Below are 24,452 nucleotides of genomic sequence, written 5' to 3'. Positions count from 1 at the left end.
CCTGAAACCTTGGAGCTGCCATTGTCCGGGCTTGCTCCGTGTTGAACTTGCACACGTGTGCAAAGCGCAATCTAGTGAGCTCAAGTAACGACTGTATGACAATATTCGACTTTGAAATTGGAGACCGAAAACCTTATCGTTTTAGAGGTTAGGAAAGACATGCCCGAGGCACGGCAGCAGCGCTCAAGGGCCGCGCAAAACAACACACTACGCTCGCGCGCCCCCCAGCTCAGCTCCCTCAGTCGTCATCTTCAACGCGGGTCACCAGTCCTGACTTTGGATCGATCTTCATTTCAAGCCGGTCACCTTCCAGTGTGACTTCTGCCTTGATGCGGTCGTCCTTGACTTCGATTTCCCGGATTTCGTAGCCGTTGATCTCCAGGCTTTTGGCGATGTCGGAAACTGAAAGACCGATCTTGTCACCCTGGCGGATGTCGGCCAGTGCAGCATTGCTCATGCAAATAGCCGCAGCAGATGCCAGAACGCCCATTTTCAGTGTGGGATTTGCGATGTTCATTTCGTCGCTCCGTTTGTCAATTGGCCCCGGACCTTCGGGATTGACAGACGAAATGGGAACTGGGCCGGAAATACCTAATTAAACTTCGGTCATGAAGGGTCCCGATCCGCTCGATCCACCCATCGACTAAGCCGACGCTTTCTCCGGAACGAGTGCGCCGTGAAGCAATTCATCGATGAAGAGCGATAAAAGCTGCGGCCGGCCACTCACGCCTGCCTTACGGTAGATGGCATTGCATTGCGCTTTGACGGTTCCTTCCGCTGTTTTGCGCATGGAGGCAATTTCAGCAATCGAAAACCCTTTCAGTGCAAACAGCGCCACGTCACATTCTGACGGCGTCAGACCCCACGTTTCAAAATGTTCTTCCATCAGGTTGGCAAATGCACCGGAGGCGGCTTTGATCTGCTGTTCCAGTCTTTTTTGGCGTGTCATGGCTTTTCTGATCTCAAATCCGGACGCCACCAGGCCTGCAACGAGAGCGGCAATGACCAGGTTTTCCAGAAGGTCGTTTTCAATCAACCCACCTGGCATCTCCCCCCAGAGGAAGTCTGCAGCTTCTTCGATGACCAGATAAACAACGCAGAGCGACTGTAGCCCGAACAGCATCCAGGGCCAGGCGGTTTTCCAACTGGAGAAAGGCGGCATTCAGTTCCTCACAAGGTTCCCGGTCAGAGCGGCGAGCAGATCTCCGACCAGTGTCCTAAGGTGCGCGCTATGCCCCGTCAAACCGGCAGAGACATGTTTCCTCAGTAGTTGAAACAGAGAAAATGCAAGCGAGCCCCGGCCGACCGGTGGGTTGGTCGAGCCGACCGGGGCAGGCGCAGGATTGATCAGTCCTCGTCTTCGTCTTTGTCAGTCTCTTCCAGTTCCATTTCCAGAATGAGGCCCGACTCACCGTCAACAACAACTTCGATCTCCTGGCCGTCTCTTGAGACCTCGGCTTCAACTTCACCGTTTTCGATCTCTATTTCTTCAACGACGTATCCCTCGTCCGTTAGGGCCGCGCGTATGTCCTCTTCTGTCGTTCCGACCTTGTCTCCAACGGTGACGGCGGCAATAGCGCCGCCTGTAGGCAGTGCAAAGCTGGCGGTGACGATGACAGCGAATAGGACGGATTTTGAATGCCAGGACATGATGCAAGTTCCTTTGATTGAAGAAAGAAAGGGTCTGATTGGATCGGGGTAAAGCAACCGACGCTGTGCCCGTCGGCTGGCCCTGATCTGGCCTCGAAAGCGTTTCAACACCATTGCTCAAAGGCTTATAAACCGGCCTATCAACCAAGGTTTATGGCTTTGTTGCGCAGGATTAGGATTGGTTTAGTGGCAAGAATTCGGGCTTATTCGGCAAATCTGCTTGCGGAAAGTCCAGACGGATCCAGAAAAGGTGTCTTGCCCACGATCATGTAGGCCAGAAGCCGCCCGGTAACTGGACCAAGGGTAAAGCCGTCATGTGCGTGGCCGAAATTGAGCCACAGACCCGGTGTGTGTGGAGACGCGCCGACAATCGGCAGGGAGTCAGGCAAGCACGGCCTGCTTCCAAGCCAGGGCTTTTCCAGAAGCTCCTTGCCCAGCGGAACAAGTTCTTCGGCGCGCCGTCTGGCGCGTTTTATGATAGCCGGGTTGGCCGGTGCATCCCGCGGCGCCAGCTCAACCCCTGTTGTCAAACGAATGCCATTGTCCGTCGGTGTCAGGGCAAATCCGTTTTCAACGTCCACCACCGGCCTGGATAGGCCTGCTCCATGCGCGGGCCGGTAGTGCATGTGATAGCCGCGTTTTGCCACCAGTGGATAGTCTTCACCAAGCCGGCTGAGGACATCCTGGGACCAGGCACCAAGGGCAACAACGACGTTGGCCGTCGATATCATTCCCCGTTCAACCTCCAGATTCCAGGCACCGCTTTGGCGCTTGAGAGCTCTCGCGTCTCCTCTGAAATACCTTCCGCCTTCATGCACGAAGCCACGCCAGAAAGCATCGAGAACAGCGCCCGGACTGGACACGGAACAACTGTCCGTCCAATGCAGACCTCTAAGGCCATGTGCCTTTAGACCCGGCTCAAGAGCTGCCATGTCCCCGGCTGCAAGTTCATCAAAGGCGACGCCGAAGACACGCGCATAGTGGCGTTCGTTTTCGCTTTTCTGGAACGAAGCATCGCTTCTGAAAAGATGCAGCCAACCGCTATGCCGGTAAAACCGGTCGGCATTGGTCGTCGCCGCGATATCCAGATGTTCCTGAACCGCCAACGCTCTCAGCGGCGCCATGACCCGGGAATAGGTTTCCATGCCCCGTCCACTGCTGGCCAGCCGATAGCGTTGCAGCCAGGGTGCCAGTCGGATCAAGGTGGCCGGGTCATAGGATATCGCTGTCGATTGTCCAAAAAGGATCGACAGCAGCTGCAGTGCCCTGTTCGGTATGGCGTGAGGCACGAAGCCATTGCATTGCACGATGCCGGCATTGCCGAAGGACGCTTCTTCCCCCGGATGCCGACGATCGATCAAGGCAACATCCAGACCAAGTCGTCTCAAATGCAGTGCTGTCGAGACACCGACGATCCCGGCACCAAGTACAACGACATCAAAGGTCTGGAGTTGTCCTGCCTGCTTTGTCATTTTTGTCCCGGCAACACCCGCGCACAACCTTGCGGCTGGTGTTGAAACGCCGGATCCTTTAAGAGGCAAAGACTGCCTGCCCACACACGTTTCAGGAGACAACCTAAAATGATTCGACCGCTGGGGGCAGCTTTGGCATGGATTGGCCGCCATGGATCGGCAGCTCTCACTGTAACCATTTTCATTGGCATGGCCCTGCCAGCGCTTTCCGCCACCTTGCGTCCCTATCTCGGGTTTGCGGTCTTCAGTCTGTTGACGCTCGCCTTTTTGCGAGTTGATCAACAGGCCATTCGCCAACGGCTTCGCAAACCGGCCCTTTTGCTGCTTGCGCTGGTTTGGATGATGCTTGGCGCACCGCTTTTGACCTATGCCTTTATCGAGTTTTCAGGCCTCAAGGAACACGGCTCCGACGTTGCTCTTGCTCTCTACATCGCCACTGCCGCTCCGCCGGTTATGGCTGCACCGGCCTTCATTTATCTTCTCGGTCTCGACGGAACGCTCAGTCTCGCATTGTCGGTCGCCGCATTGATTGTCACGCCGCTTACCGCCCCCTTTATTGGCGAACTCATGCTCGGGCCATCCCTGCCCTTGAGCGTCGGAGGGTTGGCAACGCAGCTCTCATTGCTGCTTGTGGGCGCTTTTGCGCTTTCGCTGTTGTTTCGAAAAATTGCCGGCAAGGAGCGCCTCGCGAGATCCGCCAATCATATCAGCGGCTTGAATGTACTGCTGATGCTCTTTTTCGCGATCGCGGCAATGGACGGTGTCGCTCAGAGTTTCATTGAAAGGCCCTTGTTCACCTTAGGCATCACTGCCCTCACCTTCTGTCTGGCCATTGTTCAAATCGCACTTACGCTGCTGTTGTTTTCTCCTGCAAGCCGGGAAGACGCCTACGCCATTGCCCATACCTGCGGCACGCGAAACATGGGTCTGATGGTGGCTGCCTTCGGCGGTACCCTGCCGGAGTTCACATTTCTCTGGTTCGCGGTCGGCCAATTCCCGATCTACATGCTGCCTTTGATGATGAAACCGTTTGTCCGCGTGTTTTGCCGGCAGAACGCCAAAACTGTGACGCAGCAGACCTGACAGCTGCGTCCGTTATCCTTATTTCCGAACACACACAGTGTTGAGACGTAAGGAGAATGTCGTGTCCAACCGCAACTGGTTCAGAATTTCGCCCCCGGGCAAGGCTCGCCATTTTCTGGTGGCACTTCTCGCATGGCTTTTCGTCGCACCGGCCGCATCGGCAGGTGATACCGCGGATTTTCAACTCCTTGGTTTTTCCAAGAACGGCGACTTTTTTGCCTTTGAACAATACGGTTTTCAGGACGGATCAGGCTTTCCCTATTCGGAGATATTCGTGGTCGATGTCATCGGCGACAGCTGGGTGAAACCCTCGCCTTTTCGGCTGCGGGACGATGTCGACATTGATCTTGGCAACGCTGCGGATGCCGCTCTCAACGAGACGCGCGCAAAAAACCGGGCAGCCGCACAGCAACTTCTGAAAACACAAGGCATTGCGGGCAAGGGCAGAACCGTCGGCTTCAATCCCCGCACGGAACTGAATTCCGACCCACACAACATGCTCGTCGCACCGCGTGAGTTTCATGCTTCCAACGAAAACGCCATTCGCCTGACCCTTACAGAATATCCGCTGCCCTCCGGCGAATGCGCTTCCTATGGTGCTGAAACCAAGGGGTTCCGCCTGGAGATGCTCCATAACGGCGTTGCCCGTACCTTGAACAATGACGCGAGTGTTCCAAAGAGCCGCAAATGCCCACTCGGCTACCGCATCGAACGGATTGTCACGCATTTTCCGGATGAAGCACCGCCGGTCTTCGCGATCCTTATTCAGATGGATAGCCTCGGCTTTGAGGGTCCGGACAGAAGATACCTGGCGATTACCGGACGTCTTTGAGCGTCTAAACCGATTGAGCAACGGCACCTGTCTTGCTCAAGCGCAACAGAAGTGCTAGCGCGGCATCAAAGACTATTTCCGGCCAAGTGACCCCGCTTGGCCCGATTGGGAGACCAAAATGCCGCGCGACATCAAAATCGCCCCTTCAATCCTTGCTTCCGACTTTTCCAAGCTTGGCCAGGAGGTCCGCGACGTGGTCGAGGCAGGAGCCGACTGGATCCACCTTGACGTTATGGACGGCCATTTCGTTCCCAACATCACCTTTGGTCCGGATGTCATCGCCAAATTGCGGCCTCACACGGACAAGGTCTTCGACACCCACTTGATGATTGAACCGTGTGATCCTTATCTGGAAGCCTTCGCCAAGGCAGGCTCCGATATTATCACTGTACATGCGGAAGCAACCAAGCACCTGGACCGGTCCCTTCAGGCCATCCGTGGTCTTGGCAAGAAAGCTGGCGTGTCTTTGAACCCGGCAACACCGGAGAGCGTTCTGGAATATGTGCTAGACCGGCTGGATCTGATTTTGGTCATGACGGTCAACCCGGGTTTCGGCGGGCAGAAATTCATCGGATCCCAGGTCGAAAAAACCCAACGTATCAAGGAAATGATCGGAGACCGGCCAATCGATCTTGAAATCGATGGAGGCGTCACGCCGGAAACAGCACCGCTGGTTGCTGCTGCTGGCGCAAATGTTCTTGTAGCCGGTTCCGCAGTGTTCAAAGGCGGTTCAATTGAGAGCTATTCGCAGAATATTTCTGCGATCAGAACGGCAGCGAAAAACGCCTGAGCCGTATTGAGCTTTTTGGAACCAGTTCTGGCTGAGAAAAAGTTGCTGGTAGAGCGGCATCCCTGCTCGCCAAAATAGTTCCCTATAACTTGCGTCAACCGTCTATCCGTTACGGCAACTCCTCGGCTAAGGTCCTTCAAGGCCTAAGATTGGGGGAATCGTCTTGGCGCATATGCAACGCAGCATTGGCCTGCTCGGTCTTACCTTTGTCGCGATCAGCGGAATTTTGGGGTCCGGTTGGCTCTTCGCGCCGCTGCTGGCTGCACAGGCTGCAGGGCCATCTGCCCTGATCGCCTGGTTGATCGGCGGAATTTCCATGCTGTTGCTGGCTGCAACATTTGCCGAAATCGCGACAATTCTGCCAGTCGCCGGCGGAATTGGCCGGGTGCCGCACTTTTCGCATGGTTCTGTCGTTTCCATGACCATGGGGTGGACGGCATGGGTTGGATACAACACCGCAGCGGCCATCGAAGTGGAAGCCGTTCTGAGATATTCCAAGGGCATGGCTCCCTGGCTCTATGCGCCCGACAGCAACCTGTCGGCGGTCGGTCTTGCCGTCGCCTGTCTGCTTCTGCTGATCTTCACGGTCGTGAATGCATTCGGCGTCAGATTTTTTGCCAGGGTCAACACGGCACTGACCTGGGTCAAGATCATCGTCCCGCTGTCTCTTGCTGCGGTCATTCTCACCTCCGAGTTCCGCATTTCCAATTTCAGCGAATATGGAGGTTTTGCACCAGAGGGCCTCAAAGGCATCTTATCCGCCATCTCCACAGGTGGCGTCATTTTTGCGCTGATCGGTTTTCGCCATGTCATTGATTTGGCGGGCGAGGCCAAAAACCCCAAAGTGAACATTCCACTGGCACTTGTTCTCAGTCTGATGATTTGTTTGATCATCTATGGAGGACTGCAGCTGGCCTTTCTTGGGGCACTGGACCATTCACAATTGCAAAAGGGCTGGCCGGAACTTCATTTCTCGGGCGAATTGGGTCCGCTGGCGGCCTTGGCCACGGCGATCGGTGCTCTTTGGGTTGTCAGCATCCTGGATACAAGCGCCCGCATATCAAGCTTTGCCTCCGCCCTTGTCTCAGTCGGATCCAATGCAAGGCTGGGCCTAGCCATGGCTCAGAACGGACTGTTCCCAAAATTCATGGAAACACTGTCGAACCGCGGAGTGCCTCTCTTTTCCCTGCTGGTGAACTTTGCCGTGGCGTCCCTGTTTTTTGTCGCTTTGCCGTTCAAGGAAATCTTGGCGCTCAATACGTCATCAATCGTCTTTTCCTTCGTGGTCGGACCGGTGGCTGTGCTGGCATTTCGCCGCTTGCTTCCTGAAGCACCCAGAGCCTTTGTTCTGCCCGCTGCACCGATCACAAGCTGTATGGCTTTCATCATCGCCAGCCTGATCATCTATTGGAGTGGCTGGGACACGATGCTGCATCTCAGCATTTGCCTTCTCTTGGGGCTTATCCTTTTGGTTTATCGAGGCAGCAAACTTGGATTTGAAACTCTGGACTGGCGTGAAGCACGGTGGCTGGTGCCCTTCATCATCGGGCTGTTCACTCTGTCCTATCTCGGCTCTTTCGGGGGTGGCACCGGCGTTATACCGGTCGGGCCAGACATTGTTGCCGTGAGCCTGCTTTCCGGGGCGGTCTTCGTTTATGCTTTTCGGTCGCGGCTCAACAAGGAAAAGTTCGACTATTACATCGCAGAGGAAGAGTTGGACGAATTCTCCGAATATGACGACCCCGAAGACGGACCTGCCGAGCGTTCGGAGTTCAGGTTCTGATCCAAATCAGCTGAATAAGCGGCCTGACTTGCGTGCGTCCTCCGGCTTCACCAGCCTTTCCCTCAATCCGGTGGGATAAAGCTCCAACTGTTTGGCATCCAGTTCGTCCAGAGTGATCCATTTGGCGGTCGCGACGGTCTCATCGCTCTCTTCAAACGCAATCGTATCTTTCCTGTAGTAGCTGTTGTCCACAAAATGAGCGTGGCACAGAAAAGCAATCTCGTGGCCGAGCACACCGTGATGCTCGTAGATATTTTCCATCACAAAATAGCTGTCGAGAAGGTCGATCCTGGCGCCAAGCTCTTCCAGGAACTCTCGCTGGAGCGCATCCCGCCAAGGTTCGCCGAATTCGACTGTCCCGCCGAGTGGGCGCATCCCCTTGACGCGCCCGGCATCGTCATGGACATCGAACATCAGCAATGCGTCATCCTGCCAGATAAGTGCGAGCGCCTTCACGGATATGGCGTTAGCCGGTCGCCAGATCGCCATCTCGTTCTCCTCAGTCCCGATTGCAGCCTTTCAGAACGGTAAAATCCATATTGTCCCCCGGCCTGCAAGCAAAATCCGGTCGTCTCCATTGAAGGGGCCGCCCCCCTCTGCTATTCCGGCGCCATATTTCTTGAAAATGAGGTCCTGCCAGCGATGATCCCGCGCTACTCCCGCCCCGACATGGTGTCCATCTGGTCGCCGGAATCGAAATTCCGGATCTGGTTCGAGATCGAAGCCCATGCGTGCGATGCCTTGGCTGACCTGGGCGTGATCCCCAAGGAAGCTGCCAAGACCATTTGGGAAAAGGGCGGCAACGCCACGTTCGACATTGATCGGATTGATGAGATCGAGCGCGAAACGAAACACGACGTTATCGCCTTTTTGACCCACCTGGCCGAAATCGTCGGCCCGGATGCACGCTTTGTGCACCAGGGAATGACTTCGTCCGACGTTCTGGACACCTGCTTCAATGTTCAGCTGGTCAAGGCCACAGACATCTTGCTGGACGACATGGACGCACTGCTTGAAGCGCTCAAGCGCCGTGCCATGGAACACAAGGAAACCGTCTGTATTGGCCGCTCTCACGGCATCCACGCCGAGCCGGTCACCTTCGGCCTGAAGATGGCGGAAGCCTATGCCGAATTCGACCGCTGCAAGACACGTCTTGAAGCAGCTCGCGAGGAAATCGCCACATGCGCCATCTCAGGCGCTGTCGGAACATTCGCAAATATCGATCCAAGCGTCGAAGAGCACGTTGCCGAGGCGATGGGCTTGAAGGCTGAACCTGTTTCGACGCAGGTTATCCCGCGTGACCGGCATGCCATGTATTTCGCGACGCTCGGCGTTATCGCGTCCTCGATTGAACGTGTTGCGACCGAAATCCGCCACCTGCAGAGAACCGAAGTGCTGGAAGCTGAGGAGTTCTTCTCCAAAGGCCAGAAGGGCTCATCGGCAATGCCGCACAAACGCAACCCGGTTCTGACCGAGAATCTGACCGGCCTGGCCAGACTTGTACGCGGCTATTCCATTCCAGCCATGGAAAACGTTGCCCTTTGGCACGAGCGCGACATCTCGCATTCCTCTGTTGAACGCATGATCGGTCCAGACGCGACGATTACGCTAGATTTCGCATTGGCCCGCCTCACCGGAGTTATCGACAAGCTGATGGTTTACCCGGAGCGCATGATTGGGAACATGGACCGTCTGGGCGGACTTGTTCACTCCCAGCGTATTCTGCTCGCACTGACCCAAGCCGGTTCTTCCCGTGAGGACGCATACCGCCTTGTTCAGCGCAACGCGATGAAAGTCTGGGACAGCTACCAGGTCGCCGGGGCCGCTTCGATCGATTTCCTGAGCGAACTCCTGAGCGATGAAGACGTGCGCGGCTATTTGTCAGAAGAGCAAATCCGCGACCGCTTCGACCTTGGCTACCACACCAAGAATGTCGACGTCATTTTCGAACGGGTGTTTGGCGAAGCGTAAGCCAGACAGGGGTGTTGGAACCTCACCGGGCCATGTCCACAAAGAAGGTCATGGCTTGCGCTTTTCAAGACCAGGGTCTTTTTAACACCACTCAAAATCGGATCGGCCTTTGCGCAGCCCGGGCAGCACCGGGTGCAGTGACCGGGCCGTCATTTAAGGTGGTTCACAAGACCCGCGGAGCGACGAGATGAAAATCGCCGTAGTCTCAGACATTCATGGCAATGTCCTGGCACTGGAAGCCGTCCTCGCAGACATCAAAAAGGAAGCGCCTGATTGCGTCGTCAATCTTGGCGACTGCCTTGCCGGCCCCCTGTGGCCGGAAGAGACAGCCGTCATTCTTCGCGAAACCGCGTGGCCGACCGTTCGCGGCAACCATGATCGTTTCATTCTGGATGACCCGGTTGAGAAAATGGGGCCGACTGACCGATTTGCCGCTGAACGGCTCACCACCCAAAGCCTTGATTGGCTCCGAACAACGTCCCCGACGATCAGACTGACCGACGAGGTTCTTTTGGTCCACGGAACGCCGGAAGATGACGATCGCTATCTCACGGAAAAGAACGAAGGACCGAAAGGTCATCAACCGGATGAAAAAACCTTGCTGGTGGAACTGAATGGTGAGCAGGCGCAGGTCGTCTGTACCGGTCACAGTCACATTCCGCGCATCATCTCCCTGCAGTCGTCAGGACAGACACTGCTTAATCCCGGCACCGTCGGGTTCCCGTCTTTCGATAGTCAGCACCCGCGCTACCTCGCAGGAGAAGTTGGCGACAGGCGCGCGTAATATGCGTTGATGACCAGAAACGCCAAGGGTTGGACATTCCAACAGAAATACCTAGCCTATGACAGTGACACCGCTGCGCGGGAAGCTGAAAAATACGGCAGATCCGGGTGGGCACAAGCCTTTCAGCAAGGTTATTTCGGCCCACTTTCGTAGCAGCAATTTGGCGATCAGGACGATCCATGAAAATTTCAGAAACCGATATTCTGCTCATTCCAGGTTATGGCAAAACGCTCCCCGGACACTGGCTGTTGCGTTGGCGGGACAAGATGCCGACCGCACGTTTAGTCAAGCAGGCCGAGTTGCACACGCCGAGCAAAAAAGAGTGGCTGGATACGTTGGTAAGTGAAATTGACGCTGCGAAAAAGCCAGTCGTGCTCGTTGCGCATTCGCTAGGTTGTATCCTTGTGGCCCACGGTGCACATGTCCTGAAGGACAAGATCAAGGGCGCTTATCTTGTGGCTCCGTCGGATTGGGACCGTAAGGGCCTGGTGGATGAATTTGATGGCGGCGACTTCAAACCGATCCCGTCAGATCCCCTGCCCTTTGCGACGCATCTGGTAGCAAGCCGGAATGATCCATATTGCGACTACGAGCGGGCGCAGCATTTTTCCGAAGCCTGGGGCACCACTTTTCAAGATGCCGGTGAAGCCGGTCATATCAACCTGGAAAGCGGCCATGGCCCCTGGCCTGAAGGCATGATGTCCTTCGCCCATTTCATGAAAAAACTCGGCTAGGTTACTTCTCAATAACCGAAATCATCCGAGCTGGCAGAAACATATTCTCTGACTTCATCGAGCGCGGTGCTTGCACCTTCGCCGACAAAAGTTCGGTCGATACCGTGCGAAATGAGCCGGAAGCCCTGATCTACGGCTTCCTCCACCTTTTCCGCACTCAAACAAAAGATACCGGCAATCTTGCCGGCATCGCGTGCCTTGCGTGCAATCTCGGCGCAGGCATCGGCTGTCTCATCACCGTTCGGATCGAGAGCTGCGCCTTTTGACAAGGACAATGACAGATCGCTCGGTCCGACGAAAATTCCATCAAGTTCTTCAGCTGAAAGAATGTCGTCCAATGCGTCGATTGCTTCGAGTGTCTCGATCATAGCAAGCGATACAATGTTTGAATTGGCAGTTTGCAGATACTCATCAGAAGACTGGCCAGAGAGTGCAGCCGCGCGATAAGGCGACCAACTGCGATCGCCAACCGGTGGGTATTTGATCGACCGGGCGAAGTCGACGGCTTCAGCGCGCGAGTTGATCATCGGTGCGATGACACATTCAGCGCCCATATCCACCAGCCGGCCCGCCAATGCGTTATCACCAACGGGAATGCGCGCTATCCGGTGCGCACCACCCAGCGCAATGGCTGCCAGGGCGTCACACGCAACGCCAAAATCATACATCCCGTGCTGAAGATCAAGCGTCACCGCCGGGTAACCGGCCCTTGCAAACATTTCAGTGAGCATTGGCGCAGCCAGCACGGACCAAGCGGTAATCACCGGATTTCCGGAACGCAGTTTTTCAGCAAGCGATGTAGCTTCAGTCACGGGTGGCCTCCTCTTTGGCAACCATCAAAGCCACGCCTCCCTCGGCATGCAAGTGCACCAAGTGCAAAGACCCGAACTGTCGTAGTTTTTATTCCGCTTTAAACAGAAAAAGCGCCCGCCCGTGTCGGGCAGACGCTCAAGATCGATTGCAGGCTTTCGCGAAGGACTTAACCTTCGTTCTGGATCTGCTCAATTGCCTGATGCATCAACTCGTCCATGGTGCGGCGAATCTGATGATCGGACTGTTCGACATTGTTGCTGTCGAAATCACCGCGGATTTTGCGGAACACGTCTTCGTCGCCCGGCTCGTCAAAATCTGCACGAACAACTTCCTTGGCGTATTCCTCTGCTTTTTCGCCTTCGTACCCGAAGAGACCTGCCGCCCACAGACCCAGCAACTTGTTGCGCCGGGCGGTTGCTTTGAACCGCAGCTCCTCGTCATGCGCAAACTTGCTTTCAAAACCCTGCTCGCGCTTGTCGAATGTGTTCATATTCATCGTCTCCTGAACTGCGCTTATGCTCTTCTACCCATATGGGGTTGATTTGGTCTCTTGCATATCCCCGTAGGGCGAGCAAATCAACGCAGTACCTTTACGCCTGCGTCAAAAGCATAACAGCCCTGAGCTGAGGGCGAAAAACATAAGATTGTACTTTTCGCCCTCTTCGGGTAAGTTCCGCGCCGCAAAAAAGGGATTGCGGCCGGCGACACCAGCCGGTTGACGGGAATCGTCCCGGCAAGATGATGGACCCGGTTCGCTGGTCCCCTTTCCGATGGAAATTCAAGAAGATACGGAATCGCTCATGAACCGCCGCCGGCGCATTTATGAAGGAAAAGGCAAGATTCTCTATGAAGGTCCGGAACCGGGAACACTGGTTCAGCACTTCAAGGACGACGCCACGGCCTTCAACAACAAGAAACACGAGATTGTTGACGGCAAAGGCGTGCTCAACAACCGTATTTCCGAATTCATCTTCAATCATCTGAATGCCATTGGCATTCCGACACACTTCATTCGCCGCATGAACATGCGCGAGCAGTTGATCCGTGAAGTGGAAATCATTCCGCTGGAAGTGGTTGTTCGCAACGTAGCTGCCGGTTCGATCGCCAAGCGCCTTGGTCTTGAAGAAGGCACCCAACTGCCGCGGTCCATCATCGAATTCTACTACAAGAATGACGAGTTGGACGATCCGATGGTCGCCGAAGAGCATGTCACCGCATTTGGCTGGGCAACTCCACAGGAACTGGATGACATGATGGCGCTCGCCATCCGGGTCAACGACTTCCTGTCCGGTCTCTTCCTGGGGGTCGGCATTCGTCTTGTGGATTTCAAGATCGAATGCGGGCGGCTGTTCGAAGGTGACATGATGCGGATTGTCGTCGCAGACGAGATTTCTCCCGACAGCTGCCGTCTCTGGGATATCGAGACCAACGATAAGATGGACAAGGACCGCTTCCGCCGCGACCTGGGCGGAATGCTGGAAGCCTACCAGGAAGTCGCCAAGCGCCTCGGCATCATGCTTGGCAATGAACGCCCGGTCGGCTCCGGCCCGACCCTGGTTCAGTAAAGACAACGACTATCCCCCGCCATTTTCAAGAATGGCGGGGGTTTTTCGTTTCAGTACCCTTCTTCCCTTTAAGATCCTCTCAAGCTGGTGTAAGCAGCCTCGCAAGCGGACTTGCCAGATCTGACGGAGACAGAAACTCATGAAAGCACGCGTGATCGTCACCTTGAAAAACGGTGTTCTCGATCCTCAGGGAAAAGCTATCGAAGGTGCTCTTGGGGGCCTTGGATTTGACGACGTCGGCTCCGTGCGTCAAGGCAAGGTCTTTGACGTTGAGCTGAGCGGATCCGACGAGGACGCTGCCAAGGCGGAGCTGGAACAAATGTGTGAAAAGCTTCTTGCCAACACCGTTATTGAGAACTACGCGATCGAGATCGCCTGAAGCCTGAGCTGTTGCCCATGGATGAAGACACGCGCAAGGCCATAATGTTCATGGCCGTAAAAGCTGCCATCTTCATCCTGGTGCCAGCTCTTGCTGCCATCATCGCCGTTCTTGTCCTGCTCTAGATATCGGGATTGCCAAATGAAATCCGCCGTTATTGTTTTTCCGGGCTCCAACCGCGACCGCGACATGTTTCACGCGCTGGAGCTGATAACCGGTTCGCGTCCGCAGCATGTCTGGCACACCGAGAGCACGCTGCCCGATGTTGACCTCGTGGTCGTTCCCGGCGGCTTTTCTTATGGGGACTACTTGCGCTCCGGTGCAATCGCCGCCCGCTCCCCCATCCTGAAAGACCTGGTTGCCAAAGCCAACAGCGGCGTTGCCGTCCTTGGCGTGTGCAATGGCTTTCAGATCCTGACAGAAGCAGGCCTGCTGCCTGGCGCGTTGATGCGCAATGCTGGTCTCACCTTCGTCTGCAAGGACGTTTTGATGGAAACGGTCAACAACGCGACTCGCTTCTCGTCCAAGTTCCAGAAAGGACAGGTCTGGCGTTGCCCTGTCGCCCATCATGACGGCAACTATTTTGCTGACGAGGAAACACTGTGCGCAATTGAAGACAACAATCAGGTCGTCTTCCGATATGCCGAAGGAACAAACCCCAACGGGTCGATCAACAACATTGCAGGCATCACCAATGCGGCCGGCAATGTGCTCGGAATGATGCCGCATCCCGAAAACCTGGTAGAGCCCTTGCACGGTGGGTTGGACGGGCGTCTGTTGTTCGAAAGTCTTCTGACAGCAGCCTGATCTGAAAGCAGGGAGACCGGTATGAGCGATCTGGAACTGGACAATGACACCAGGTCGCGCCTTGCGGACCTGATAAGGGACTATCTCAACGACGAGCTCGACACGGATATAGGCAACATGGATGCCGATCAGCTGGTCGGCTTTCTTGTCCCGACGCTCGGCGCTCACTTCTACAATCAGGGCCTCAAAGATGCCCAAGCGCTCTTTGCCCGCAAGGCGGACGATGTGACCGATGAGCTTTATGCCATGGAAAAGCCCGTCAAGGACCGCGACTAAGCGCTCTTAGGCCGCCTGACTGCGACGCTGTTTGGGCGGATAGCCGAAGCGGCGGGAAAATGCCCTGGAAAACGCAGCCGGGCTGGCAAAGCCGCACATGTTGGCAACGGACTTGACCTGACGCCCTGCTTCAAGTTCCGCTCTGGCGATATCCAGCCTCCAGGTAGCCAGGTACCCCATTGGTGTGGCACCCACCAGTTCCTTGAATGTGACGGCGAACTGCGTCCTGGACATTCCAGCGGTTTCCGCCAGCTTCTCGAGCGTCCAGCCTTCACCTGGCGCCTCATGAATTGCCACGAGCGCCGAGGCAATGCGTGGATGTGCAAGTCCGTTCAAGAGACCCGTATCGGCTTTGCCCTGCTCCATTGCGTGGCGCAACAGCCTGATCACCACAACTTCACACAGACGCTCAAACGCAGCTTGCCCCCCGCAGCGAGGTAAAGTTGCCTCCTCAATCAGCGGCATGACCACAGCCGTCAGATAGGGTTCTTCGCTCAGTGGTACGGAAATAATGTCCGGCAGGGCGTTGATCAGCTGCTTTCCAACACCTGAAATCGCAATATTCGCGGCCACCAGAGGGGTTTCGCCGACACGGGCAGTCAGTTCCGCAGGCTCACAGGGTTCATTTTCCACCAATGGACTGAAGACAAGACGCAACGAGCGATCCTTGCTTACAAAGATCTTGAAATTGGCGCTTTGCTCTTCGGAGCCACCGACAAGCGCATTGCTGACCTGAACCCGAAGTCTGTCGATCAACGAAGACAGCCGATCAAGTTTGCCATTGAAAGAGGTGCGATAAGGAACAGCCATTTCCGTACTCTTGATCAACTTTTCGGAATGTTTTCTTTTCAATCGTTCACTATGTTTACGGCATCCAAGGGCAGATGTGAAGTCTTGCCCCTACCCTAAGAGAGGTGAGAATGCTCATTCCACGCCAGTCCGTTCCGGAGTTGAAAGTAGAAACACTGACTTCCGGCCCCTTCGATCTCGCGGCAGACGGTTCAGAATTCGCGACACTTGTCGTGTTCTATCGTGGCCTGCACTGCCCGATCTGCGCCACCTATTTGAAAGAGCTCGGCCGCCTGACACCCGAATTCGCTCAAAAGGGTGTGAAAACCATCGCCATTTCTTCTGACACCGAAGAGCGCGCGCAGCAGATGGCCGACAAGGTCGGCACGCCAGATCTGCGGTTCGGCTACGGACTGTCGCTGTCCGTTGCCAATGAATGGGGACTTTATATCTCCACAAGCCGGGGCAAAACCTCAATTGGCATTGAAGAACCCGCACTCTTCTCCGAGCCGGGCGTATTCCTTGTGAAGCCTGACAACACTCTCTATTTCGCATCGGTTCAGACGATGCCGTTCGTCAGACCGCATTTCCAGGAAATGGTCGGCGCACTCGACTTCGTTCAAAAGAACGACTACCCGGCACGCGGCGAGTACACCGGCGCGGTCTGACACTCAGATCTTTGACAAAAAAATGCCGGACACGTGGGCTGCACCGTGTCCGGCATTTTTGCAGATACCTTGGGTTCGGGACCATATCGTGACCGCCGGGGGCAGCGACCATCGGGTCTCGATCTCAGCACCTGCAACTAGCGTGGAAAACGCTCGCTATCCCAAAAGGGCCTGCCAGCCTCCGCGCGGACCGCTTCCCGGCTGAGGCCCAGATCCACCAACGCCGAATCTGGAAGATCTTGAAGTTGCTGACGCGTCCGGTAGCTTTCAAACCAGAGTGACAATCTGGTTTTCACAGCCTTTGCAATTCCCCTTCCAAACGACTGCCAAACGATTGGTCGTCCATAAATTGTCTCTATTGAACTCATTTGACACCTCTTAAGGGTAACAATTCCACTTAATTCTTGTATTGTAGCGCTACAATCATATGAATTGACTCCTTTTGAGATGCAATATAGAAAATTGTCACCATGACAAATTGGCATCCTCAAATCCCAGATGGCCGTGGCCCTCTCTACATCCGCCTTGCAGACAAGATTGCAGACGACATTGCGACTGGTGTGCTGGGTGCCGGCGCTAAACTGCCGCCACAAAGAGACCTTGCCTATGATCTGGGCGTGACCGTTGGCACCATCGGTCGCGCATACGCTACAATACGGCAGCGAGGACTGGTTAGCGGAGAAGTCGGTCGAGGCACTTTTGTGCTCGGCAGTGGTCCTTCAGAGATCCTCGTGGAAAACACCAAACCCGATCTGTCTGCCGACGACGGGCGCCCAAGTTCTCCCGCACCGTCGTCGCAGGGTGCATCCTGGGTGCAATCTGCTATGGCAGCCCCAATCGATACAGCCTTCGCAGGAACGCGCATTACGGTTCCTGCACCTGAAACAATTCGCTTCGATAGCACGTCAGCACCGGAAGTCGGTCAGGCGGACACCATTCAGCGGCTGACCACCGGCATCGCCAAAGACAAGCCTTATGAAATTGCGAGCTATACACGCTCGGTGCCGGACAGTTGGCGTCAGGCAGGCTGCCTTTGGCTTGCCCGCGGCGGCTGGCAGCCCCCGGAAGGCAGCATTGTCCCGACGACAGGTGCACAAGCTGCAATCATGGCTATCATCGCGGCAACCACCGCCCCCGGTGACCAGGTGGTGTTTGAGGACCTGACCTACAGTTCCATCGCGCGCGGTTCCGCTCTGTCCGGTAGGCCGTCTGTTCAAGTTGCACGCGATGACGAAGGCCCTATCCCGGATGACCTCGCACGTGTGTGTGCTCAAAAGCATCCCAAAGTCATCTTCTTGATGCCAACGATGCACAATCCAACCACTGCACTGATGAGAGATGACCGGCGGCAGGAAATTGTCGCCATTGCCCGCCAGTTCAATCTCTGGATCATTGAGGATGAAGTCTACGGCTCATTGCGGGAAGCCTCGCAAAGCCCCCTCGCCGCTCTTGCGCCGGAGCGCACGTTCCATGTGGGCTCCTTGTCGAAATCTGTCACTGCAGGTGTCCGAGGCGGTTGGGTCTCCAGTCCACTCTCTCATGCCCAGCGGATCTACACAGCCCACAAGATGCTGACTGGCGGTATCTCCTTTCTGCTTGCAGAGTTGTCATCTCGTCTCGTCCTGTCCGGAGCCGCCGATGACTTCCGCAAGAAAGTCTTGGCCGAGATTGCTGCCCGCCACGCACTGGTGCATCAGTATCTTGGATCATATGGCCTTCAAGGAGGCGCTGATGCGCCGTTTTTCTGGCTCAAGCTGCCCGAACCCTGGCTCTCCGGAACCTTCAAGACAGCGGCAGCGGCCGCTGGTGTGCTGATCGACGATGAAGACGAGTTCAAGTCCGGTCGCTCAGGTCAGGTTTATCACCGCGCCAGGGTCGGTTTCACCAATCCTTTGACGCGCAAGGAAACGGAGGCCGGGCTCTCGTCGCTGCAGAACCTCCTTGAGGACAACGGTGCATGCTACGATAGCTTCGAGTAGGTTCAGGCCGGGTTGATGAAGGCGGCCGGGACCGTTGCAGCCCTATCCACTCAGGTGCTCAACAAGAAGGGACAGCAGTGACACGGTCAGGATCATCTCACCGGTGGGCGGTTTTTGCCGTTGTCTCTGCTGCAGTTTACTGCGCCAGCGTTTTTGCTGCTGTTTATCGTCACAACCAGACTGTTCTGGCAAAGGCGGGTTTTGCTGAAATCACCGGTGGCGGGTTCATATACAACTACCGGGTTGCCGACATTCGCAGCGGGATCACCGTGGGGATTGTCAAACCGCTCCCGCCCGGGACACGCCTTCTGGCTGAATTTGAGGACCCTGCGGGCGGAACGATCGAATTGGAACAGACGGTTACCGCTGCAAAGCGGAACTACAAGTTCGAAACACCGTCTCTTACGGACGTGGCTGCGGACCACGAATATCTCGCAGTCCTTACGGTGATTGACGGAACCACAGGTGCGGAAATCGAACGGCACCAAACGTCTTTGAAAAGCAGCGTTGCGCCAAGGTCCATGCCTTCCAGACCGCTCACAATCGGGCCCGGATATCACCGGAACCCGGACACGAATTCACTCCAAGACGGATAGGACAAGCGTGACCGACAGTGCTCTTCTCATTCTGATCGTACCGGGTTTTTTCCTGTGCTTCGGGCTTCTCTGGTCGCTTATTGTCTTTCTGATCAGCCGGCTTGGTGGGTGGTCACGCCTGTCCCGGCTCTATCCGGGCAATCGGCCCCCGCCAGGGCATAGCTGGCGTTGGGGCAGCGCAAGTTTCGGTCTGTTTGCAAGCTACCGAAACTGTCTGGACATCACGCTCTCGAATGCGGGCATTTATCTGCGGCCGGTCATCTTCTTCAGAATAGGCCATACCCCGATCCTGATCCCCTGGCACGCCATTGCCAGCGCACGGCGCAGCGATCTGCTGATTACCAAGGCCATCCGGCTTGAGATCAAGGATCCCGAAACAGGTGCTACCCGCAAGCTGAGCTTTTACGGCTCAAACCTCGCCAATGCGATCGAGAGCGGCCTTGGCATGGCCTGACGGTCTGGAGACACGATTTTTGTGCCAAAGACTGCCTTGCCGGGGATCAATCAGGCTATCCTCCACAAAGTTTTGCGCGCACTCTCCCCATTTCCTGGACAATCTGCTAAACGGCGGCATCAACGCCTGCCCGCGTCCTTGCGGCCCAGATTCTGCGGTCCCAAAATACTGGAACGTCATGATCCCGAACGACATCAAGATCACGCCCGACCTGATTGCTTCCCACGGCCTGAAACCGGATGAGTATGAGCGCATCCTGGAATTGATTGGCCGGGAACCGAGCTTCACCGAACTCGGCATCTTTTCCGCCATGTGGAACGAGCATTGCTCTTACAAATCCTCCAAGAAATGGCTGAAGACACTGCCGACGGATGGACCGCGCGTTCTTCAAGGTCCGGGAGAAAATGCCGGTGTCGTCGATATTGGCGACGGCCAGGCCGTGGTCTTCAAGATGGAAAGCCACAACCACCCGTCCTACATCGAACCTTATCAGGGGGCCGCGACAGGCGTCGGTGGTATCTTGCGGGACGTTTTCACCATGGGAGCGCGCCCTGTTGCAGCCATGAACGCCTTGCGTTTCGGTGAACCCGATCATCCGCGTACAAAGCACCTGGTGTCAGGTGTTGTCTCGGGCGTCGGCGGCTACGGCAACTCGTTCGGCGTTCCAACAGTTGGTGGCGAGGTCGAATTCCACGCCCGTTACAACGGCAATTGCCTGGTAAATGCTTTTGCTGCGGGTCTTGCCAGATCTGACGCGATTTTTCTCGCAAAGGCCGAAGGTGTCGGTCTTCCCGTCGTTTATCTTGGTGCCAAGACCGGCCGTGACGGCGTTGGCGGTGCAACAATGGCGTCTGCTGAATTCGACGATACCATTGATGAAAAGCGCCCAACTGTTCAGGTCGGTGATCCTTTCACGGAAAAATGCCTGCTGGAAGCCTGTCTGGAGCTGATGGAGACAGGTGCCGTCATTGCCATTCAGGATATGGGTGCTGCTGGCTTGACCTGCTCCGCAGTTGAAATGGGCGCCAGTGGCGACCTTGGCATCGAACTTGACCTCGACAAGGTTCCCGTACGCGAAGAGCGCATGAGCGCCTACGAGATGATGCTGTCTGAGAGCCAGGAGCGCATGCTCATGGTACTGAGGCCCGAAAAGGAGCATGAAGCCGAAGCCATTTTCAGGAAATGGGGATTGGACTTTGCCATTGTCGGCATCACCACCGACACGCTCCGCTTCGTGGTCAAACATCAAGGTGACGTGGTGGCTGACCTGCCCATCAAGAAACTGGGCGATGAAGCGCCGGAATACGACCGCCCTTGGGTCGAACCGAAGAAACGACCCGTTTTGAATGCGTCCGACATTGCAGAACCGGAAGACTATGCAAAAGCGCTGACCACTTTGGTCGGCAACGCCAACGGGTCTTCACGTCGCTGGGTCTATGAGCAATACGATACGCTGATCCAGGGCAACACGGCCGAAACGCCTGGTGGCGATGCCGGTGTCATTCGCGTTGAGGGATCACGCAAGGGTCTTACTTTCTCGGTCGATGTTACCCCACGCTATTGCGAAGCCGACCCCTTTGAAGGTGGTAAGCAGGCCGTCGCGGAGGTTTGGCGCAATCTGACTGCCGTCGGGTCCGAGCCGCTTGCCGCAACCGACAATCTCAATTTCGGCAACCCGGAAAAGCCTGAAATCATGGGGCAGTTCGTCGGCTGCATCAAAGGCATTGGCGAAGCATGCCGAGAACTGGATTTTCCCATCGTTTCCGGCAACGTCTCTCTCTATAACGAAACGCACGGCGAAGCGATATTGCCGACCCCCGCCATTGGCGGCGTCGGACTGTTGCCGGACGTCACCGTGCGCGCCGGTGCAGCCTTTGCCGAGGAAGGTGATGCAATCCTTGTCGTAGGTGGGCCTGGCACTCATCTGGGTGCCTCACAATATCTTGCCGATGTTCTGGGCCGCGAAGAAGGAGCACCTCCTCCAGTTGACCTGGCTGCGGAAAAGCGGCGCGGAACGATTGTTCGTCAACTCATCGGTGCAGCTCGGCTATCCGGAGTTCATGATATTTCTTCCGGCGGCCTGGGTGTTGCCCTTGCAGAAATGGCAATTGCAGGTGGACTTGGCGCAAATGTCAGGATCGATGGCCCAGCCCATGCGGCCCTTTTCGGCGAAGATCAGGGACGCTATGTGCTGACGGTTGCGCCAGACAAGGTCGAAGCTGTGCTTGAAGACATTATTGATGCCGGTATTGAGGTTCAGCAAATCGGGAAAACTGGTGGTGATGATTTGACTGTTGAGGGTGTTCTCACCATATCCGTTGCAAACTTGAAAAAAGCACACGAAGATTGGTTCCCCGATTACATGGCGACAGCTTAATATTGCCTGAGTTTCAGGAACCAATACAAAAGGACTGATGCACGATGCCGATGAACGCAAATGAGATCGAAACACTGATCAAAGAGGCATTGCCCGATGCTCAGGTTGAGATCCGGGATTTGGCTGGCGACGGCGATCACTACGCCGCAAATGTTGTCTCTGAATCGTTTAGAGGCAAAAGCCGCGTTCAACAGCATCAACTGGTGTACGAGGCCCTAAAGGGCAACATGGGCGGCGCGCTGCACGCTCTTGCCCTGCAGACAAAGGCCCCGGACTAGGTTTGATGGCAAACCGATCGGAACGATTGCCGCTTAATTGGTTTGCCCCTTGAATTTACCGCCTGTCGACGACAGATAGACGGCAAAGTGGACGGAGAAAGAATGATCTGGCTTCTTCTCGCAACCGCTCTTCTGGCGATGCTGATCATGGAAGTTCGTATCTGGAGAGCCGTGACTGGATTGATTTATCGCACCGGCCGTCAACTGGTCGCGCCGGCGAAACAAAAGGACTGACGAATATGAGCATCCAGGATTGGATCAAGAACGAAGTCGACACCAACGATGTTGTTGTCTTCATGAAGGGTACACCGAATTTTCCGCAATGTGGTTTTTCCGGCCAGGTTGTTCAGATCCTTGACTATGTCGGTGCCCCGTACAAAGGCATCAATGTTCTTGAAGACGACGAACTGCGTCAGGGTGTGAAGGACTTCACCAATTGGCCGACCATTCCGCAGCTCTACGTCAAAGGCGAGTTTGTTGGTGGTTGCGACATCATTCGCGAAATGTTCCAGAACCAGGAACTGCAAGGCCTCTTCACCGACAAGGGTATTGAGACCACTCAGCAGACGGCATAAGCTGAATCAGTTTCTGATGAACTGACCTTAAGGGACGGATTTTCCGTCCCTTTTTTGTTTTTCCCCTGACTTACTCAAACACCTTTGACGGTTCGCCGCAGCGGTATCCAAACCCAAAAGCTCAACAGGACCGCCGACCCTGAAACAATCGTCATGAGCGTGCCGGGGAAAAACCGAACAAAGCCGGGAATGTCCACGAACAGCAAGTAACCTATGTCGGCCATACCACCGACCAGCGCAGTGACCCAGATGGCCGTGAGGTTGCCACGCCATATGAACCATGATCCAAGAATTGTGACCAACCCGAACCAAAGCAGGTTCCAGCCATGCTGGTTGAGTATCCCCTCAACAGCCGGGTGATAACTGGAACGTAACAGGCCCGATTGAACCGCATCGGCGATCGCGGCAAATCCTTGAGATGCATCCGTGGTGAGCACGACAACACCTGCAAATGCGTGTACAAGACCCCAGACGATCCAAAGGACCGCAGCCAACTTCAGTAAAATTCGTTGTGTCTCAGTCATGATCCTACGCCTTGCAACAACAGCCCGAGCCAAATGTGTCGCCTTGGCATCTGTGGGCAACCCCTCAATTAAGTTGACATTATCAACTATAATTAGTGGACTTAGTCAACAAATTACGTATGCCTGATATCGAAATTGCAAATCTCACGGACCGGTTCATGCGCCGCATTCACCTGTCACTGAATGCACGCTCATCTGAGTTTGATCGTCATCAGCTGGGCCCTGCGGGAGGTGTTCTGCTTCTCACACTGGCCGAGATGGAACCTGTGCGGCTGCATGAACTGGTTGCCCGAATGAACCGGGACAAGTCGCAAATGACGCGCGCGGTCAAGGTTCTGGAAGCCAAGGGACTAATCGACCGAGTTCCGGACCAGAGCGACGCCCGCGCAAGCGTCCTTTCCTTGACGTCCCAGGGCCAGGAAGCGGTTGCCGAACTGCAGCAGGCGGTTGCCGACACGCTTGCAGACATTCTGGAGCCGCTCTCCAAGAGCGAGCAGGAGCAGCTACGCGCACTCTTGAAGAAAATCCAATCTCCGCTCTAGGGAAATGAAGACTTCCCGGGCCACCGACCTAAGTCGGCTCGACTTCGCGTTTGGCGATAAACCGCGAAAAATCACACGTTATCCAACGCAAACCCGAATCGAATTTGGCCAAATTTGGCCGATTGTTCGGCAAATGTTAGCGAATCACCTAAGCTGAACGTCAGGTGAATGGGGATTTCAGTGAGAGTACAGGTGTGTTCCGCCATTTTCCGACCATATCGCAGGGCCTGCCGAAACGGTGGGCCGGGAAATGGGACCGGGGATTATGAACAAGTTTGGCTTTGCAACCACCACCACTTTCGCGCTGGCTCTGGCCGGGCTTGGCTTTAGCTTGTCGGGTGGGTCGATCACCGACAGCGAGCTGCGGCGTGTCGACTGCCAGGCAATCACCATGTTCACTCCCACCCAAAACAAAAGCGCCGAAGAACTCTGCGCAAATTACGGTGGTGTTGCCCAGAACGACGCGGAGCCTAGCAAGCAAGGCTTGGTAATTCTGGTACGCAACCAACCAATGGGCGGCTTCCACGGCGAGAAAACCGTCCGCTGAACCGGAAAAAAGATCTTTTTTATTCTGTAGTCTCAGTCAGGAAATCACTCTCCATACAATCTGGATAGTTGGCCAACGGTGCTTTGATGAGCTGTTCAAACCGGTTCTCAACGCCGATCGCCTTTGACAGATCAAGCGCTCTCCACGAATTGCCTTCTACAATTCAGCCGTGCACTTTCGAAAA

Annotated in this window: 32 protein-coding genes; 22 read left to right on the top strand and 10 right to left on the bottom strand. The window is 55.5% G+C overall.

Translation table 11 applies throughout. The features are described from left to right. Positions 1-238 precede the first annotated feature (238 nt). The 4 genes from FIV00_RS12855 to FIV00_RS12840 form a co-directional block, all read right to left on the bottom strand. Complete coding sequence (locus FIV00_RS12855) at positions 239-517, bottom strand: PepSY domain-containing protein (protein WP_152501117.1); 279 nt, start codon at positions 515-517, stop codon at positions 239-241. Between the two features lie 126 nt (positions 518-643). Beyond that, a complete protein-coding gene (locus tag FIV00_RS12850; protein ID WP_209006916.1) occupies positions 644-1,162 on the bottom strand; it encodes a LuxR C-terminal-related transcriptional regulator in 519 nt (172 codons plus the stop codon). 185 nt (positions 1,163-1,347) lie between these two features. Then, positions 1,348-1,650, bottom strand: coding sequence for a PepSY domain-containing protein (locus FIV00_RS12845; RefSeq protein ID WP_173005975.1), 303 nt, complete (start codon positions 1,648-1,650; stop codon positions 1,348-1,350). 203 nt (positions 1,651-1,853) lie between these two features. Continuing rightward, entirely contained in the window at positions 1,854-3,122 is a 1,269-nt protein-coding gene (locus FIV00_RS12840; RefSeq protein ID WP_152501115.1) for an FAD-binding oxidoreductase, read from the bottom strand. A gap of 108 nt (positions 3,123-3,230) precedes the next feature. Between FIV00_RS12840 and FIV00_RS12835 the strand changes: the two genes are divergently transcribed. The 4 genes from FIV00_RS12835 (at position 3,231) to FIV00_RS12820 (ending at position 7,610) form a co-directional block, all read left to right on the top strand. Then, positions 3,231-4,205: a sodium:proton symporter gene (locus tag FIV00_RS12835; RefSeq protein ID WP_173005974.1), complete on the top strand. Its 975-nt coding sequence runs from the start codon at positions 3,231-3,233 to the stop codon at positions 4,203-4,205. Between the two features lie 61 nt (positions 4,206-4,266). Then, positions 4,267-5,037, top strand: a complete 771-nt coding sequence (locus FIV00_RS12830; protein ID WP_152501114.1) for a DUF2259 domain-containing protein — start codon at positions 4,267-4,269, stop codon at positions 5,035-5,037. A 118-nt stretch (positions 5,038-5,155) separates the two neighbouring features. Next, entirely contained in the window at positions 5,156-5,827 is a 672-nt protein-coding gene (gene rpe, locus FIV00_RS12825) for a ribulose-phosphate 3-epimerase (protein WP_152501113.1), read from the top strand. Between the two features lie 172 nt (positions 5,828-5,999). Further along, on the top strand, positions 6,000-7,610 hold the full coding sequence (locus FIV00_RS12820) for an APC family permease (RefSeq protein WP_152504247.1): 1,611 nt from the start codon (positions 6,000-6,002) through the stop codon (positions 7,608-7,610). A 6-nt stretch (positions 7,611-7,616) separates the two neighbouring features. On the opposite strand, the gene FIV00_RS12815 is transcribed toward FIV00_RS12820, so the two are convergent. Beyond that, positions 7,617-8,099 (bottom strand): NUDIX hydrolase, encoded by a 483-nt coding sequence (locus FIV00_RS12815; protein ID WP_152501112.1) that lies wholly within the window; start codon positions 8,097-8,099, stop codon positions 7,617-7,619. A 153-nt stretch (positions 8,100-8,252) separates the two neighbouring features. Here FIV00_RS12815 and purB point away from each other — a divergent pair, with 153 nt between their 5' ends. The 3 genes from purB to FIV00_RS12800 all read left to right on the top strand — a co-directional run bounded on the left by purB (position 8,253) and on the right by FIV00_RS12800 (position 11,099). Then, a complete protein-coding gene (purB, locus tag FIV00_RS12810; RefSeq protein WP_152501111.1) occupies positions 8,253-9,581 on the top strand; it encodes an adenylosuccinate lyase in 1,329 nt (442 codons plus the stop codon). 187 nt (positions 9,582-9,768) lie between these two features. Further along, a complete protein-coding gene (locus FIV00_RS12805; protein WP_209006915.1) occupies positions 9,769-10,365 on the top strand; it encodes a metallophosphoesterase in 597 nt (198 codons plus the stop codon). A 179-nt stretch (positions 10,366-10,544) separates the two neighbouring features. Beyond that, positions 10,545-11,099 (top strand): alpha/beta hydrolase, encoded by a 555-nt coding sequence (locus tag FIV00_RS12800; protein WP_152501110.1) that lies wholly within the window; start codon positions 10,545-10,547, stop codon positions 11,097-11,099. Positions 11,100-11,107: 8 nt separating this feature from the next. On the opposite strand, the gene FIV00_RS12795 is transcribed toward FIV00_RS12800, so the two are convergent. Beyond that, entirely contained in the window at positions 11,108-11,911 is an 804-nt protein-coding gene (locus FIV00_RS12795; RefSeq protein WP_152501109.1) for an HpcH/HpaI aldolase/citrate lyase family protein, read from the bottom strand. Between the two features lie 167 nt (positions 11,912-12,078). Further along, positions 12,079-12,402 carry a DUF1476 domain-containing protein gene (locus FIV00_RS12790; RefSeq protein WP_152501108.1) on the bottom strand — a complete coding sequence of 108 codons (324 nt, stop codon included), beginning with the start codon at positions 12,400-12,402 and terminating at the stop codon, positions 12,079-12,081. A gap of 310 nt (positions 12,403-12,712) precedes the next feature. On the opposite strand from FIV00_RS12790, the gene purC reads away from it, so the two are divergent. The 5 genes from purC (at position 12,713) to FIV00_RS12765 (ending at position 14,939) form a co-directional block, all read left to right on the top strand. After that, entirely contained in the window at positions 12,713-13,477 is a 765-nt protein-coding gene (gene purC, locus FIV00_RS12785; RefSeq protein WP_152501107.1) for a phosphoribosylaminoimidazolesuccinocarboxamide synthase, read from the top strand. A gap of 139 nt (positions 13,478-13,616) precedes the next feature. After that, positions 13,617-13,856, top strand: a complete 240-nt coding sequence (purS, locus tag FIV00_RS12780; protein ID WP_152499530.1) for a phosphoribosylformylglycinamidine synthase subunit PurS — start codon at positions 13,617-13,619, stop codon at positions 13,854-13,856. 17 nt (positions 13,857-13,873) lie between these two features. Next, positions 13,874-13,981, top strand: a complete 108-nt coding sequence (locus tag FIV00_RS30270) for a phosphoribosylformylglycinamidine synthase-associated small membrane protein (RefSeq protein WP_152499531.1) — start codon at positions 13,874-13,876, stop codon at positions 13,979-13,981. Positions 13,982-13,997: 16 nt separating this feature from the next. Continuing rightward, complete coding sequence (gene purQ / locus FIV00_RS12770) at positions 13,998-14,663, top strand: phosphoribosylformylglycinamidine synthase subunit PurQ (RefSeq protein WP_152501106.1); 666 nt, start codon at positions 13,998-14,000, stop codon at positions 14,661-14,663. A gap of 21 nt (positions 14,664-14,684) precedes the next feature. Further along, complete coding sequence (locus FIV00_RS12765; protein ID WP_152501105.1) at positions 14,685-14,939, top strand: DUF2164 domain-containing protein; 255 nt, start codon at positions 14,685-14,687, stop codon at positions 14,937-14,939. 6 nt (positions 14,940-14,945) lie between these two features. Here FIV00_RS12765 and FIV00_RS12760 read toward each other — a convergent pair whose 3' ends face one another. Then, the gene (locus FIV00_RS12760) at positions 14,946-15,749 is read right to left on the bottom strand and encodes an AraC family transcriptional regulator (protein WP_152501104.1); all 804 of its coding nucleotides are present in this window, start codon (positions 15,747-15,749) and stop codon (positions 14,946-14,948) included. 110 nt (positions 15,750-15,859) lie between these two features. On the opposite strand from FIV00_RS12760, the gene FIV00_RS12755 reads away from it, so the two are divergent. Next, the gene (locus FIV00_RS12755; RefSeq protein WP_152501103.1) at positions 15,860-16,396 is read left to right on the top strand and encodes a peroxiredoxin-like family protein; all 537 of its coding nucleotides are present in this window, start codon (positions 15,860-15,862) and stop codon (positions 16,394-16,396) included. 137 nt (positions 16,397-16,533) lie between these two features. Here FIV00_RS12755 and FIV00_RS30560 read toward each other — a convergent pair whose 3' ends face one another. Then, positions 16,534-16,764 (bottom strand): DUF1127 domain-containing protein, encoded by a 231-nt coding sequence (locus FIV00_RS30560; RefSeq protein WP_152501102.1) that lies wholly within the window; start codon positions 16,762-16,764, stop codon positions 16,534-16,536. A 102-nt stretch (positions 16,765-16,866) separates the two neighbouring features. On the opposite strand from FIV00_RS30560, the gene FIV00_RS12745 reads away from it, so the two are divergent. From FIV00_RS12745 to grxD, 7 genes are all read left to right on the top strand, one after another. Further along, a complete protein-coding gene (locus FIV00_RS12745; RefSeq protein ID WP_152501101.1) occupies positions 16,867-18,375 on the top strand; it encodes a PLP-dependent aminotransferase family protein in 1,509 nt (502 codons plus the stop codon). A gap of 77 nt (positions 18,376-18,452) precedes the next feature. After that, entirely contained in the window at positions 18,453-18,971 is a 519-nt protein-coding gene (locus tag FIV00_RS12740) for a hypothetical protein (protein ID WP_152501100.1), read from the top strand. Positions 18,972-18,978: 7 nt separating this feature from the next. Beyond that, positions 18,979-19,425, top strand: a complete 447-nt coding sequence (locus tag FIV00_RS12735; RefSeq protein ID WP_152501099.1) for a hypothetical protein — start codon at positions 18,979-18,981, stop codon at positions 19,423-19,425. A 178-nt stretch (positions 19,426-19,603) separates the two neighbouring features. Beyond that, the gene (gene purL / locus FIV00_RS12730; RefSeq protein WP_152501098.1) at positions 19,604-21,802 is read left to right on the top strand and encodes a phosphoribosylformylglycinamidine synthase subunit PurL; all 2,199 of its coding nucleotides are present in this window, start codon (positions 19,604-19,606) and stop codon (positions 21,800-21,802) included. A gap of 44 nt (positions 21,803-21,846) precedes the next feature. Next, entirely contained in the window at positions 21,847-22,080 is a 234-nt protein-coding gene (locus FIV00_RS12725) for a BolA family protein (RefSeq protein WP_152501097.1), read from the top strand. Positions 22,081-22,182: 102 nt separating this feature from the next. Next, positions 22,183-22,314 carry a hypothetical protein gene (locus tag FIV00_RS30435; protein ID WP_256366686.1) on the top strand — a complete coding sequence of 44 codons (132 nt, stop codon included), beginning with the start codon at positions 22,183-22,185 and terminating at the stop codon, positions 22,312-22,314. Positions 22,315-22,319: 5 nt separating this feature from the next. After that, entirely contained in the window at positions 22,320-22,655 is a 336-nt protein-coding gene (gene grxD, locus FIV00_RS12720) for a Grx4 family monothiol glutaredoxin (protein ID WP_152501096.1), read from the top strand. A 74-nt stretch (positions 22,656-22,729) separates the two neighbouring features. Here grxD and FIV00_RS12715 read toward each other — a convergent pair whose 3' ends face one another. After that, complete coding sequence (locus FIV00_RS12715) at positions 22,730-23,179, bottom strand: hypothetical protein (RefSeq protein WP_152501095.1); 450 nt, start codon at positions 23,177-23,179, stop codon at positions 22,730-22,732. Between the two features lie 119 nt (positions 23,180-23,298). On the opposite strand from FIV00_RS12715, the gene FIV00_RS12710 reads away from it, so the two are divergent. Then, on the top strand, positions 23,299-23,721 hold the full coding sequence (locus FIV00_RS12710; protein WP_152501094.1) for a MarR family winged helix-turn-helix transcriptional regulator: 423 nt from the start codon (positions 23,299-23,301) through the stop codon (positions 23,719-23,721). Positions 23,722-23,986: 265 nt separating this feature from the next. Further along, positions 23,987-24,268, top strand: a complete 282-nt coding sequence (locus FIV00_RS12705; RefSeq protein ID WP_152501093.1) for an antitermination protein — start codon at positions 23,987-23,989, stop codon at positions 24,266-24,268. The last annotated feature ends 184 nt before the right edge of the window (positions 24,269-24,452 follow it).

It is taken from the genome of Labrenzia sp. THAF82 (assembly GCF_009363435.1).
GTDB lineage: Bacteria > Pseudomonadota > Alphaproteobacteria > Rhizobiales > Stappiaceae > Roseibium > Roseibium porphyridii.
This window is presented reverse-complemented; position numbering and strand designations above follow the sequence as displayed.